Annotated in this window: 13 protein-coding genes; 9 read left to right on the top strand and 4 right to left on the bottom strand. The window is 69.1% G+C overall.

Going from position 1 to position 12,553, the window contains the following annotated elements; all coding sequences use genetic code 11:
• Positions 1-90: 90 nt before the first annotated feature.
• Positions 91-471 (bottom strand): hypothetical protein, encoded by a 381-nt coding sequence (locus BN423_RS03820; RefSeq protein ID WP_019238943.1) that lies wholly within the window; start codon positions 469-471, stop codon positions 91-93.
• Between the two features lie 265 nt (positions 472-736).
• On the opposite strand from BN423_RS03820, the gene BN423_RS03815 reads away from it, so the two are divergent.
• The 5 genes from BN423_RS03815 (at position 737) to ruvB (ending at position 5,595) form a co-directional block, all read left to right on the top strand.
• Positions 737-1,099, top strand: coding sequence for a desulfoferrodoxin family protein (locus tag BN423_RS03815; RefSeq protein WP_019238942.1), 363 nt, complete (start codon positions 737-739; stop codon positions 1,097-1,099).
• A gap of 145 nt (positions 1,100-1,244) precedes the next feature.
• Entirely contained in the window at positions 1,245-3,230 is a 1,986-nt protein-coding gene (locus BN423_RS03810) for an NAD(+) synthetase (protein WP_019238941.1), read from the top strand.
• 147 nt (positions 3,231-3,377) lie between these two features.
• Positions 3,378-3,902, top strand: a complete 525-nt coding sequence (gene ruvC, locus BN423_RS03805) for a crossover junction endodeoxyribonuclease RuvC (protein ID WP_019238940.1) — start codon at positions 3,378-3,380, stop codon at positions 3,900-3,902.
• Positions 3,899-4,516, top strand: a complete 618-nt coding sequence (gene ruvA, locus BN423_RS03800; RefSeq protein ID WP_019238939.1) for a Holliday junction branch migration protein RuvA — start codon at positions 3,899-3,901, stop codon at positions 4,514-4,516. Before ruvC ends, ruvA begins: the two co-directional genes overlap by 4 nt.
• Complete coding sequence (gene ruvB / locus BN423_RS03795; RefSeq protein WP_019238938.1) at positions 4,516-5,595, top strand: Holliday junction branch migration DNA helicase RuvB; 1,080 nt, start codon at positions 4,516-4,518, stop codon at positions 5,593-5,595. Before ruvA ends, ruvB begins: the two co-directional genes overlap by 1 nt.
• A 78-nt stretch (positions 5,596-5,673) precedes the next feature.
• Here ruvB and BN423_RS03790 read toward each other — a convergent pair whose 3' ends face one another.
• Positions 5,674-5,904, bottom strand: a complete 231-nt coding sequence (locus tag BN423_RS03790) for a cold-shock protein (RefSeq protein ID WP_019238937.1) — start codon at positions 5,902-5,904, stop codon at positions 5,674-5,676.
• Positions 5,905-6,117: 213 nt separating this feature from the next.
• Here BN423_RS03790 and BN423_RS03785 point away from each other — a divergent pair, with 213 nt between their 5' ends.
• From BN423_RS03785 to BN423_RS03775, 3 genes are all read left to right on the top strand, one after another.
• Positions 6,118-7,746, top strand: a complete 1,629-nt coding sequence (locus BN423_RS03785) for a C69 family dipeptidase (protein ID WP_019238936.1) — start codon at positions 6,118-6,120, stop codon at positions 7,744-7,746.
• A gap of 115 nt (positions 7,747-7,861) precedes the next feature.
• Positions 7,862-8,323, top strand: a complete 462-nt coding sequence (locus BN423_RS03780; RefSeq protein ID WP_019238935.1) for a hypothetical protein — start codon at positions 7,862-7,864, stop codon at positions 8,321-8,323.
• 9 nt (positions 8,324-8,332) lie between these two features.
• Positions 8,333-10,108: an ABC1 kinase family protein gene (locus BN423_RS03775; protein ID WP_019238934.1), complete on the top strand. Its 1,776-nt coding sequence runs from the start codon at positions 8,333-8,335 to the stop codon at positions 10,106-10,108.
• Positions 10,109-10,131: 23 nt separating this feature from the next.
• On the opposite strand, the gene BN423_RS03770 is transcribed toward BN423_RS03775, so the two are convergent.
• Positions 10,132-10,734, bottom strand: coding sequence for a histidine phosphatase family protein (locus tag BN423_RS03770; protein ID WP_019238933.1), 603 nt, complete (start codon positions 10,732-10,734; stop codon positions 10,132-10,134).
• Between the two features lie 21 nt (positions 10,735-10,755).
• Positions 10,756-11,325: a GNAT family N-acetyltransferase gene (locus tag BN423_RS03765; RefSeq protein ID WP_019238932.1), complete on the bottom strand. Its 570-nt coding sequence runs from the start codon at positions 11,323-11,325 to the stop codon at positions 10,756-10,758.
• A gap of 337 nt (positions 11,326-11,662) precedes the next feature.
• Here BN423_RS03765 and BN423_RS03760 point away from each other — a divergent pair, with 337 nt between their 5' ends.
• On the top strand, positions 11,663-12,553 hold the full coding sequence (locus BN423_RS03760) for a transporter substrate-binding domain-containing protein (RefSeq protein ID WP_019238931.1): 891 nt from the start codon (positions 11,663-11,665) through the stop codon (positions 12,551-12,553).

Below are 12,553 nucleotides of genomic sequence, written 5' to 3'. Positions count from 1 at the left end.
GGGGCGGCGACGACGGGGGCGGCACCCGCGGGGGCGCCGACCTCCTCCATCTCCACGAGGTACTGGGTTCCGTCGATCGAGATCTTGAATTTACGCAGCATGTTCGCTTCCCATACCTTTCTGTTCCTTTTTCTTGTAGATGCGCTTCACGCTGAAGGTGCTCTTATCGAGCGCCCCCGCGCCGAGTGCCGTGGCGATCACGGCGACGCGGCGATGCTCGGGGTTGGCGACGCTCACGCGCCTCACCACGAGCTTGCTGTGCTCATAGGCGCCTGCGGCGATGGCCGAGGCGATGATGCACGCGGGCATGTGCTCGGCGGGGTCGACGGGGAGGTATGCGGGAACCTCTTCCCATTCGTCCGCGGGGAGCCCGGGTGCGATTTCAGCGCGCGGCGCGGTGCGTGTATCCGCCGCCGTACGCTTCCGCGACCTGCGCGAGAACCGTTCGCGCAGCCAGGAGCGAAATCCCATGCGATGTCCTTTCCCACGCGTCCGCAACGTTGCGTCTCTTGGCGCGTGTGCATATGAAGATATTGTATAGGCGTGGCCGCCGTTTGTGGAGGAGAAGTGAAAGAATGTGCCCGAGACCCCGGCGCCGCGATCGACAACACCGAGACGGGCTGGTGGTTATCGGCGTGGACGAGCGGTGGGCATGCGCCGCGCATGACTAGCACCGCTGCCGAGCGGGCATAATCGAGCCGTACGCCTATTCGCACATCAACCGTAGGAGGCAATCATGGCAGCGTTCTTCCAGGATTCCGAGAAGCATCTGATCATCGCGCCGTCGGCGGACGTTCCCGCGCCGAGCGGCTACACCGAGCTCGTGGCAGGCAGCACCGACGCCGCGCAGGAGAAGCACGTCCCCGATATCAAGATCGAGAGCGACGGCCGGCTCATCCACGTGACCGTCGGCTCGACGGAGCACCCCATGCTCGAGGAGCACTACATCGAGTGGATCGTGCTCGAGGCCGAGGGCAGGCTCGAGATGCACGTCCTCAAGCCCGGCCAGTCGCCGACGACCTACTTCCCCGGCGGCGTGAAGTCCGGCACCGTGTACGCCTACTGCAACCTGCACGGGCTCTGGAAGGCCGAGTTCTAGTTCCACCTAGTTCCACACACAGGGCGCGCGGGTGAGCCTGCGCGCCGAATCGCAACCGATGTGATGAGGGGTCGCCGCGCGTGACCCCTTTTCGCGTACAATCGAAACCATGCTGCTCGTTCGGGGCACGGGGGAGGGGGCGTGTATGAAGATCGCGATCGCGCAGGTCGACATGCGTCTGGGGGACATCGACGCCATCTGCGGCCGCCTTGAGAGCCAGGCCGTCATCGCGCACGAGCAGGGCGCGCGCCTGCTCTGCGCCCCCGCCCCGCTCCTCACGGGCACGATGCCCGGCATGCTCATGGCGTCGCGCGGCTTCATGCACGATATGCTCTCCGGGCTCTCCGCGCTTTCCGAGCGCGTCGCCCTGCTCGACATCGCCCTGCTCGTGCCCGCGGTCGTGGAGTACCAGGGGACGGCGCTCTTCGAGACGTTCCTGCTCAGGAAGGGGCGCGTCGTGCCCATCCGCGCGCTCGCCGCCCTCCGGGGCGAGCGGGCGGGCGAGGATCTGTGGCAGCCGCCCGTGTTCGAGGTCGACGGCCTGCGCTGCGCGCCCGTGTTCGACTTCGAGCGCGATATCGACCTCGTGCCCACCGGCTGCGACGTGGTCATCTACTTCCAGGCGGCGCCGTTCTGCGCCGCGCGCGCGGAGTCGGCCGCGGTCGCGTCGGTCGCCGACGGGCACTTCCGCCCGCAGGTCGCCCAGCGCAGCATGTGGCTCGCATGCGTCGCGCCGGTGGGCGGCTTCGACGAGACGGCCTTCACCGGGGGCTCGTTTTTCATGGACGATTGCGGGCGCGTCATCGCTGCGGCGCCGTGCTTCGAGGAGGCCCTCCTCGTGCAGGACGTGCAGCGCGGCATCACGGTGCCGTGCATCGAGGACCATCTGCTGCCCCACTTCGACCGCAGCGAATGGCTCTGGGAGGCGCTGCGCCTCTGGCTCGCCGATGCCGCCTGTGCGCGCGGCATCGGCGGGGCAGCGGTGGTGCTCGCGGGCGACCTGCCGAGCTCGCTCGCGGCGGCGCTCTGCGTGGACGCGTTCGGTTCCCGCAACGTCGTGGGCATCGTCATCGAGCGCGCCCGGGCGCTGACGCCGCAGGACGAGGAGGCCGAGCGCGAGCGGCTCGATCGGGCGCGCGCGGTCGCCTCGGGCCTGCGCATCCGCACCGTGGAGCGCGTGGAGCCGGCGTTCTCCGAGCTCTTGGACCGAGACGCCCCGCCCGCCGGCACCGATGGGGAGCGCGGCCGCACGGGCGCCTCCGCGCGCGCCGCCGATGCCTTCGAGCAGATGGTGCTCGCGGATGTCGCGGAGCGCGAGCAGGCGCTGCCGGTGCGCGCGCTGTGCAAGACCGACTACGCCCTCGCGCCCGACGCCTGCGCGGCGGGCCCCGTCGGGGCGGTTGCGCCGTTCGGTGACGTGTACCTCACGGCGCTCGAGTTCCTCGCGCGCTGGCGCAACGGCTCGGGCTCGACGCTGCCCGCGCCGCTCGCCACGCTCCGCGCGGTTCGTGCCGCGCTTGCGGGCATCCTCGCGCGTGCGTCGCTTCCCGCGCGCATCGCACCGGAATTCGGCGCGCGTGCGGCAGAGCTCCTGCGGAGCCTGGGACCGGCGGAGGTCGACGGCGTGCTCGAGGCGCATATCGACCGCGCGCTGCCCTTCGACGAGATCCCGCTCGCTTCCCAGCGCCCCGATGCCGTCGCCGTGCTGCTCATGCTCGTCCGCCACGGCGAGGCGGCGCGCCGCGCGCTGCCGGGGTACCCGTCCGTCTCTGCGTGCTCGCTCGCGGAGCGCGCCTGGCCGGCATCACTTGCGTGGTCCGAGCTCGGGCTGCGCGGGGCGGAGCCGCAGACGCTCGAGGCGCTCGTGCGCGCCGAGCTCGAGCGGGCCGAGTCGCGCGGCGCCGAGATGGGCGAGCGCATGCGCGACGAACTCGTGGGCTTCGTGAGCAACCTGCTCGGCATCACGCCGGAGCAGCTCGAGGAGCTGGGCTCGGAGGAGGGCCGCGCCCGCCTGGGCGCGAATCTTCCGCAGGTCGAGGAACAGATCCAGCGCTCGCTGCAGCAGCTCTTCGAGCAAGGGGGCGGCAGGCTCGCCGGCTCCCACGGCATGCCCTTCTTCTCGCGCAACTAGGTGATTGTGCGGCGCGGCACTTCGGCTTGGTCGCCCTCGCGGCGTCCCGCGCGCCCGATTTTCTCAGGACGAGCTTTCTCGGCCGGCACGCCCTTCCGCTGTGCTATAGTAGAACAAATGTTCGTGAGCACGTGAGAGGGGGCGCGCATGGTCGTCTTGGGCATCGACCCGGGTCTGGCGAATACCGGCTGGGGCATCATCGAGGAGCGGCGGGGCGCGTGCCGCTGCCGCGCGTACGGGTGCATCCATACGGCGAGCGATGCCGACCTCGCGTCGCGCCTGAGGCGCATCGTGGACGAGCTCACCATGGTGGTCGACCGCTATCAACCCCATGCCGCCGCCGTCGAGGGCATCTATTTCGGCGCGAACGTGCGCTCCGCCATACCCACCGCGCACGCCCGCGGCGCGGCGCTCGTGGCGTGCTCGCTCGCCGGCGTCGAGGTGGGGGAGTACACCCCCATGCAGATCAAGCAGGCCGTCGTGGGCACGGGCGCCGCGGATAAGCACCAGGTCACGTATATGGTGCGGAACCTGCTGCACCTCGATCACGATCCCAAGCCGGACCACGCCGCGGACGCGCTCGCGTGCGCCATCTGCCACGCCAACCTTTGGCGCACCGCGGCGGCGACGAACGGCGCCTACATCAAGGAGAAGGGAAACCCCTACGCATGATCGCTCAGCTTAGAGGAACGCTCGTCGAGGCGACGCCCTCCGTCGCGGTGCTTGACGTATCGGGCATCGGCTTCGAGGTGGGCATCTCCGGCATGACCGCGGCCTCCCTGCCGCCGCTCGGCGAGGAGGCGCGCCTCTTCACCCGGATGCGCGTGGGCAACGACGCCGTGGCGCTCTTCGGCTTCGCCACGCCCGAGGAGCGCACCATGTTCGACCGGCTCGTCGCCGTGTCGGGCGTGGGGCCGCGCCTCGCGCTGGCCGTGCTGTCGAAGTACACCGTCTCGCAGGTGTACGCCATCGTCATGGCCGAGGACCTCGCCGGCATGTCGGCCGTCTCGGGCGTGGGGAAGAAGACCGCCCAGCGCCTTGTGCTCGAGCTCAAGGGCTCCCTTGCGAACGACCGCGAGCTCGCGGGCGCGCCCGCGCCGGCGGTCGGGCGCATCCCCGTCGCCCGCGCCGCGACGAGTCCGCTTGAGGATGCCCGCGTCGCGCTCCTTTCCATGGGCTTCACGCCGCAGGAGACGGAGCTCGCACTCGACGGGTATGATGATGACGGCATGCGGGTGGAGGACCTGCTTGCCGCCGCGTTGAAGCGACTGGGGATGGATGCATGATGTGGGAAGCGGACGCAAGCCAAGACCTATGGGAGGACGTGCCGCGCCGGGGCGGCGGGGCCGCCGCGGGCTCGTCGCATGGCGACCGCTTCGTGACGGGCAACCTCACCTCGGATGACCTCGACGTCGAGCGGAGCCTGCGCCCGCAGCGCCTCGACGACTACTGCGGCCAGGAGCACATCAAGCAGAGCCTGCGCATCCTCATCGAGGCCGCGCAGAGCCGCGGCGAGACGCTCGACCACGTGATCTTCTCGGGTCCTCCCGGCCTGGGCAAGACCACGCTCGCGACCGTCGTCGCCAACGAGCTCGGCGCGCAGATCAAGACCACCTCGGGCCCGGCCATCGAGCGCACGGGCGACCTCGCGGCGATCCTCACCAACCTCCAGCCCGGCGACGTGCTGTTCATCGACGAGATCCATCGCCTCAACCGTTCCGTCGAGGAGGTCCTCTATCCCGCGATGGAGGACTTCGCCCTCGACATCGTGATCGGCAAGGGTCCTGCGGCGCGCTCCATCCGCCTCGAGATCCCGCACTTCACGCTCGTGGGCGCCACGACGCGCTCGGGCATGCTCACCGGCCCCTTGCGCGACCGCTTCGGCATCTCGTTCAGGCTCGACTACTATTCCGTCGAGGACCTCGCGCAGATCGTGCTCAGGTCCGCGGCGATCCTGGGGGTCTCGGTGGACTACGACTCCGCCGCCGAGATCGCCTCGCGCTCGCGCGGGACGCCGCGCCTGGCGAACCGCCTGCTCAAGCGCGTGCGCGATTACGCGCAGGTGCGCGGCGGCGGGTCGGTCGACGTGGACATCGCGCGCGAGGCGCTCGAGTTCTTCGAGATCGACGAGCTCGGCCTCGACTGGATGGACATCCGCATCTTGGAGACGCTCGCGCGCACCTTCCATGGCCGCGCCGTCGGGCTCAGTACGCTCGCGAGCGCGGTGGGCGAGGATCCCTCGACGCTCGAGGACGTCTACGAGCCGTACCTGCTGCAGCGCGGGCTCATGGTGCGCACGCCGCAGGGCCGCATGGCGACGCTCGCCGCCTTCGAGCACCTGGGCATGCAGCCGCCGCGCGCATAGGCTCGGCCGCGCCTTGATATGAAAAAAGCGCCCAGCCATGCGGCCGGGCGCTCGCGGGCAAACGAGGTACGCTCGTGCTTACCCGATCTTGCGGACGTTGATCGCCTGCGTCTCGCCGGGCTTCTTGCCCGGGCCCATCTCGTACTCGACGCGATCGCCCTCGTCGAGGGACTTGTAGCCGTCCATCTGGATGGCGCTGAAGTGCACGAACACGTCGGATTTCGAGGCGTTCTCGGGCGCGTCATCGGGGGCGATGAAGCCGTAGCCCTTCTCGCGGAAGAACGATTTCTTGACCGTACCGGTTGCCATACTGTACCTTCCTCATCTACGCTCCGGCGGAGCGGGTAGCGTGCCCGCGGGCGCGGACACTGGTGAAAGATGATACCCCGACGCGTGCGCGTTCGTGCCATAAAATATGCATGCATTCGAATCCCTTGCAGAGCGCTACACTGATGCCATGACACGAAGGCTCCGCCGCGCGCGGGGACGGCACCTGCGGGTGCTTCGGGGTAAGGAGGGCATATGGCCTGCACCACCATCTTGATCGGCAAGAGCGCGAGCTACGACGGGTCGACGATCGTCGCGCGCAACGAGGATTCCCCCAACGGCCAGTTCGAGCCCAAGCGCCTCACGGTCGTGCACCCCGAGGACCAGCCGCGCACCTACACCTCCACGGCGTCGCATCTCACCATCGAGCTCCCGGACGACCCCATGCGCTACACGGCGGTTCCCGACGCCATCCCCGGCCACGGCCCCTGGGCGGAGGCAGGTTTCAATGAGCGCAACGTCGGCATGAGCGCGACCGAGACCATCACCTCGAACCCGCGCGTGCTCGGCGCGGACCCGCTCGTCACCTACCGCCCCGCCGAGGGCGTCGAGGGCGAGCCCGGCTACGTGGCCGAGCAGCCCGGCGGCATCGGCGAGGAGGACATGGTCACGCTCGTGCTGCCCTACATCACGAGCGCGCGCGACGGCGTGCGCCGCCTGGGAGCGCTCCTGGAGCGCTACGGCACCTACGAGATGAACGGCGTCGCGTTCTCGGACGTCGACGAGATCTGGTGGCTCGAGACGATCGGCGGGCACCACTGGATCGCGAAGCGCGTGCCGGACGATGCGTATGTGACCATGCCGAACCAGCTCGGGATCGATTACTTCGACCTCGCGGACGCCGAGGGGGACCAGGTCGAGCACATGGCGAGCGCCGATCTGCGCTCCTGGATGCACGCGCACCATCTTGACCTCACGCTCCTCAAGCTCGACGCCTTCGACGAGCTCTACGACGACCTCGTCGATGCGGATGGGGGCGAAGCGGGGGACGGGGCCGACCAGGACCTGCTCGACCTGCTCGAGGATGTGCGCGCGGGCGTGCTCGCCGGCGACATCTTCAACCCGCGCGAGGCGTTTGGGAGCCACACCGACACCGACCACGTGTACAACACGCCGCGCGCCTGGTACATGCAGCGCTGCCTGAACCCGGGCGACGGCTGGGACGGCCCGGCCGCGGCGTTCACGCCCGAGTCCGATGACATCCCGTGGGCGCGCGTCCCCGAGCGCAAGCTCACCATCGAGGACGTGAAGGACGTGCTCTCCGCCCACTACCAGGGCACGCCGTTCGACCCCTACGGCTACAAGGGCACCCCGGCCTCGCGCGGCCTGTACCGGCCCATCGGCATCAACCGCAACGGCCAGCTCGCCGTGCTGCAGCTGCGCCCTTACGCGCCCGAGGGCTGGCGCGCCGTGCAGTGGATGGCGTTCGGCTCGAACCCCTTCAACGCGCTCGTGCCTCTCTACGCGAACGTCGACGCGCTGCCGGAGTACCTGGGCAACACGACCGCCCGCGTGACGAGCGAGAGCTTCTACTGGGCGAACCGCCTCATCGCCGCCCTCGCCGACGCGCGCTTCCACGAGAACGCGGCGGCGGTCCAGGGCTACCAGGAGAAGATGGCGGCGGCGGGGCACGCGATGCTCTACCGGACGGATGCCGAGGCGGCGGCGCTTCCGGAAGGGGAGGTGCGCCCGTGCCTCGCCCGCGCGAACGACGCGCTCGCCGTCAAGCTCAAGCAGGCCACCGAGGATCTGCTCGCCAAGGTGCTCTACACCATGAGCTGCGCCATGCGCAACGGCTTCGCGATGTCCGACAACGAGCGCTGAGTGATAAAACCCAGACAGGCTGGTTTTTATCATCTCGTGTGGGTGAATCGGGGTACAAGAGGGGCATGTCGGCCGATGATGGGAAGGCCGGCTTCATGCGGATTAGGGAGGCATCATGGCCACATCGTTTGAAGACCTCATGAACAACATGGTCAACGTGAGCTTGGGAGCCGCCGCGATGGCGGCCGACAAGGGCAAGGAGTTCCTGGACGATCTCACCGCGCGCGGCGCCCAGGTGCGCGCCGATGCGGCCGACACCGATTTCGGCCGCTCGATGGCGGACGCGTTCGAGCGCGCGGGCGGCACGTTCCACGACGTCACCGAGCGCATGAGCGCCCAGGGCGCGACCGTCGCCGAGCGCATCTTGGACGAGCTCATCCTCGCGCGCGTGCGCCCGCTCTCGGCGACCGAGCGCGCGGCCTTCATCGCGCACGTCGAGGAGCTCGTGGCGAACGCGCCCGACGCCGCCGTCGAGGTGCCGGTCGAGTCGGTCGAGGTCGAGACCGAGGAGGTCGAGGTCGAGGAGACCGTGGACGACGCTTCCGAGGACGCCTCAGAAGACGCCCCCGCCCAGTAACGGTGCCCTATGACCATGGGCCGCGCTGAGGATGAGACGATACAACCGAGCCCGGAACCCGCGGGTGCCGCTGACGCCGCGGCGGAGCAGGCCGACTTCGTGCCCTCGCGCACGAGCTTCCGGCGCGCCCGCGCGGTCGATGAGGTGCCCGACGAGCCCGAGGCGATGGCGGATACCGAGAAGTACCAGCTCACGCTCACCGGCCGCCGGCGGCGCATCGCGGAGATCCTGCGCATCGCCCGCAAGTACGAGGTCTGGCACGACCTGACCCCCGTGCGCCTGCGCCGGATGCTCGAGGAGCTCGGCCCCATGTTCGTCAAGATGGGGCAGATCCTTGCGAACCGCTCGGAGATCCTGCCGCAGCGCTACTGCGACGAGCTGCGCCGCCTGCGCACGGAGGTCGACCCGGTGCCGTACCCCGTCGTGCTCGAGTGCCTCGAGGCGGAGTACGGCCAGGAGCTCGGCGAGATCTTCGACGCCGTCGACCCGAACCCGCTCGGGTCGGCCTCGCTCGCGCAGGTGCACCGCGCGCGCCTCGTCACGGGCGAGGACGTGGCGGTGAAGGTGCAGCGCCCCGGCGCGCAGCAGGTCATGGCGCAGGACATCGACATCATGCGGTCGCTCGCGCGGCACGTCACGCGCTTCATCAAGACCGAGCAGATCATCGACATGCGCGAGGTGGTCGAGGAGCTGTGGCGGTCGTTCCGCGAGGAGACGAACTTCCTCGCCGAGGCGCGCAACCTGAGCGAGTTCTATGCATACCATAAATCCACGCCCGGCATCTCCTGCCCGCGCTCGTACCTCGAGCTGTGCACCGAGCACGTCGTGGTCATGGACTACATCGACGGCATATCGATCTCCGAGCCCGCCGCGCTCAAGCGCGCCGGGTACGACCTGCGCGACGTGGGCGAGCGCATCGTCGACGACTACGCCACGCAGGTGCTCGACGACGGCTTCTTCCATGCGGACCCGCACGCGGGCAACATCATCTTGAAGGACGGCGTCATCTACTTCATCGACCTCGGCATGGTGGGCCGCATGTCCGAGCACGACCGCGGCATCGTGAAGGAGATCATCTTCGCGGTGGCGGAGAGCGACGTCCCCAAGCTCAAGGACGCCTTCATGCGCTTCGCGGTCTCGCGCGGAGACACCGCCTCCATCGACCACACGGCCTTCCTCACCGACCTCGACTACATCGTGCAGGATTTCGGCAGCGCGAACCTCAAGGACCTCGACATCGGCCGCTTCCTCACCACGCTCATCAACCTGGCGCGGAAGAACTCCATCGAGCTGCCGAGCGTCGTGACGCTCTTCGCGCGCGGCATGGTGACACTCGAGGGCCTGCTCACGGAGTACCTGCCCGACGTCAACATGATCGAGATCATCCAGGTGCACATCGCGCACGAGAAGAGCGCCTACGCCCGGATGCGCGAGGCGGCCGAGGAGTTCGGCAAGGGCGCGGTGCGCGCGGCGCGGGGGAACCTGCAGACCGCCGAGTACCTGGGGCTCGCGTCGCGCATGCTCACGCGCGGGCAGCTCAAGATCAACGCCGAGGTGCTTGGGTCCGACGCGGTGCTGCGCCGCCTGGGCGGCATCGTGGACCGCCTCTCGATGTCGATCGTCATCGCGGGCCTCTTCATCGGCTCCTCGGTGGTCTATTACGCAAAGATCGAGCCGGTCATCTTCGGCATCCCCATCATCGGCTTTCTGGGGTACTTCTTCGCGCTCGTGCTCGCGCTCATGCTCGGCCGCGAGATCTGGCGAAACTCCCACGGCAAGCGCTAGCCCGCGCGCCCTCGCGTCCGCGCTTATGCAGGGTTGACGATCTCCGTGTTGGCGAAGGCGCGCCGTGCGCGGTCGTATTCGAAGACGAGGATGCAGCAGTTGCCGAGCGGCACGTCCTGCGCGCAGCGGGCATACGGCGCCCAGTACGTCTTGAAGGCGAGGCTGATGGAGCCGTGGCTCACAGCGAGGACGTTGCCCTCGCAGCTATTCATGAGCGAGCGCAGGGTGCTCACGATGCGGTAGCGCGCGCACGCGTTCGTCTCGCCGCCTCGGCGCACGGCGGCATCTCCCGGATCCCAGGGGCTCACGCCGAGCCGCTCGACGGGGCCGGCCTCGAAGGTGCCGTAGTCGCGCTCCGCAAGACCGGGTACGGAGGCGCGCTCGGCTCCTGCGAGCTGCGGGACCTCGGCGCGCACGATGTCGAGCGTGGCCTCGGCGCGCCCGAGCGGCGAGGAGGCGGCAAGGTCCACGGCCTCCATGTCGCGCCCGTGCTCGCGTAGCCACGCAGCCGCCCGCCGCGCCTGGGCGATGCCCTCATCGGTGAGGGGCGAGTCGCAGCGGCCCTGCAGGATGTGCTGGGTGTTGTAGACGGTCTGGCCGTGGCGCATGAGATAGAGCTTCTGCATCGGTGCCTCCCAACGGCGGGTTCAGACGAGCTTCTCGTAGGCGATGCGCGTGAGGTCGCGCTCGGTGTCGCCCTTTGTGGTGAGCTCGAACTCCTGGAGCTCGGTGAAGCCCTGGCGGGCGAGGAAGCCGCGCATGGCGGCGTTGCCGGGGTGCGTGTCGATGCGCAGGCTCCGGCGGCCGGCAGCGCGCGCGAGCTCCTCCGCCTGCGCGAAGAGGTAGGACATGACACCCTGGCCGAGCGCCTCGGCGGCGGTGGCGCAGCGGTGGACGGCGGCGTAGACGGGCTCGGACGCGCCCGCGCGCCCCTCGGCAGCCGCGTCGCCCGTGAGCCACGCGACCGGTGCGGCGTCGTACTCGGCATCCGGGCAGAAGAGCACGGAGATGGCGCCGAGTGCCCTGCCCGCGGGGTCTTCTGCCAGGTAGCAGGCGCGTTGGTCGATGTCTGCGCGCACGGAGCCAATGTTGGGGTAGCCGCACTGCCACTGCGCGATTCCGAAGCGCGCGATCGACCGCTTGCCGTCCTCGAGGATGGCGAGCACGCGCTCGGCGTCGCCCGCCTCGGCGCGCCGCAAGGTAAGTTCGTTCCGCATCGATTTCCCCCCTTTGCATTTCGAACCAGCAGATTATGCCCGAGCGCGCCCGCGTGGGGGCGGACACATTCCCGCGCATCGATTCTCCATGCCGATTCAGGCGATTTGCGCGCCCGCTCGCCGTGTGGACGAACTGTGGGGTGCCGATGCGCGCGCAAATACTTTACTATCAACCACAGGGAAGCCCCGTCGAGCGGGTATCGACGAGACAGGCCGTGAAACGCCGCGTCCCGTCGCCCGAGCACGATCGCGCCATGCGCGAGCGGCCGGCAGGCACCCTGCGCGCCCCGGGCGCGGCGGGGGAGCGAACGATATGCATACGAGAACGGAGCACACCATGCAAGACATACGGAACATGCAGGATACGGAGAGTGGCGTGGGCGGTATGGCGGTGACCCGCCGCGGCGCGCTCGCGGCTGCCGCCGTGGCGCTTGCAGCGCCGGCGCTCGCCGCGTGCAGCTCGGATGAGGGCGCAACCCAGGGCTCGGCAGCCTCCGGTGCGGACTCGAAGCTCACCGTGGCGATGGAGCTTGCCTACCCGCCGTTCGAGACGAAGGATGACGCGGGCGAGCCCGCGGGCGTGAGCGTCGACTTCATGCGCGCCTTCGGCGAGGCGTACGGCTACGACGTCACCATCGAGAACACGGCCTTCGACGGGCTCATCCCGTCGCTGCAGACCGGACGCGCGGACTGCGTCATGAGCTCCATCACGATCACCCCAGAGCGCGAGGAGACGGTCGACTTCTCCGACCCGTACGCCCAGGCGCAGCTCGCCATCCTCGCCAACAGCGAGAGCGGCATCGCCGAGGCGGCCGACCTCGACCAGGAGGGCATGACCGTGGCGGTCAAGACGGGCTCCACGGGCGACGTCTACGCCACGAACCACCTCGAGAACGCCGAGATCCTCCGCCTTGCCGACGAGAGCGCCTGCGTGACGGAGGTCGTGCAGGGCCGCGCGGACGGCTTCCTCTACGACCAGCTCACCATCTATCGCAACCACGAGGCGAACCCGGACACCACCGAGGCCGTGTTCATCCCCTTCCAGGACCCGGAGTACTGGGGCATCGCGGTGCAGAAGGGCAACACCGAGCTGCTCGATCAGCTGAACGAGTTCATCGCCCAGAGCCGCGCGGATGGCACCTTCGATGCGCTCACGGAGAAGTACCTCGCCCAGGAGAAGGCCGCCTTCGACGAGCTCGGCTTCACCTGGTTCTTCGATTTCGAGTAG

It is taken from the genome of Enorma timonensis, from assembly GCF_000321165.1.
Lineage (GTDB): Bacteria > Actinomycetota > Coriobacteriia > Coriobacteriales > Coriobacteriaceae > Enorma.
This window is presented reverse-complemented; position numbering and strand designations above follow the sequence as displayed.

What these genes read in the sequence shown, in the direction of transcription:
- BN423_RS03820 (WP_019238943.1), bottom strand. Translation starts at nt 471, where the DNA reads ATGGGATTTCGCTCCTGGCTGCGCGAACGGTTCTCGCGCAGGTCGCGG.
- ruvB (WP_019238938.1), top strand. Translation starts at nt 4,516, where the DNA reads ATGTGGGAAGCGGACGCAAGCCAAGACCTATGGGAGGACGTGCCGCGC.
- ruvC (WP_019238940.1), top strand. Translation starts at nt 3,378, where the DNA reads ATGGTCGTCTTGGGCATCGACCCGGGTCTGGCGAATACCGGCTGGGGC.
- BN423_RS03775 (WP_019238934.1), top strand. Translation starts at nt 8,333, where the DNA reads ATGACCATGGGCCGCGCTGAGGATGAGACGATACAACCGAGCCCGGAA.
- BN423_RS03810 (WP_019238941.1), top strand. Translation starts at nt 1,245, where the DNA reads ATGAAGATCGCGATCGCGCAGGTCGACATGCGTCTGGGGGACATCGAC.
- BN423_RS03790 (WP_019238937.1), bottom strand. Translation starts at nt 5,904, where the DNA reads ATGGCAACCGGTACGGTCAAGAAATCGTTCTTCCGCGAGAAGGGCTAC.
- BN423_RS03765 (WP_019238932.1), bottom strand. Translation starts at nt 11,325, where the DNA reads ATGCGGAACGAACTTACCTTGCGGCGCGCCGAGGCGGGCGACGCCGAG.
- BN423_RS03815 (WP_019238942.1), top strand. Translation starts at nt 737, where the DNA reads ATGGCAGCGTTCTTCCAGGATTCCGAGAAGCATCTGATCATCGCGCCG.
- BN423_RS03760 (WP_019238931.1), top strand. Translation starts at nt 11,663, where the DNA reads ATGCAAGACATACGGAACATGCAGGATACGGAGAGTGGCGTGGGCGGT.
- ruvA (WP_019238939.1), top strand. Translation starts at nt 3,899, where the DNA reads ATGATCGCTCAGCTTAGAGGAACGCTCGTCGAGGCGACGCCCTCCGTC.
- BN423_RS03785 (WP_019238936.1), top strand. Translation starts at nt 6,118, where the DNA reads ATGGCCTGCACCACCATCTTGATCGGCAAGAGCGCGAGCTACGACGGG.
- BN423_RS03770 (WP_019238933.1), bottom strand. Translation starts at nt 10,734, where the DNA reads ATGCAGAAGCTCTATCTCATGCGCCACGGCCAGACCGTCTACAACACC.
- BN423_RS03780 (WP_019238935.1), top strand. Translation starts at nt 7,862, where the DNA reads ATGGCCACATCGTTTGAAGACCTCATGAACAACATGGTCAACGTGAGC.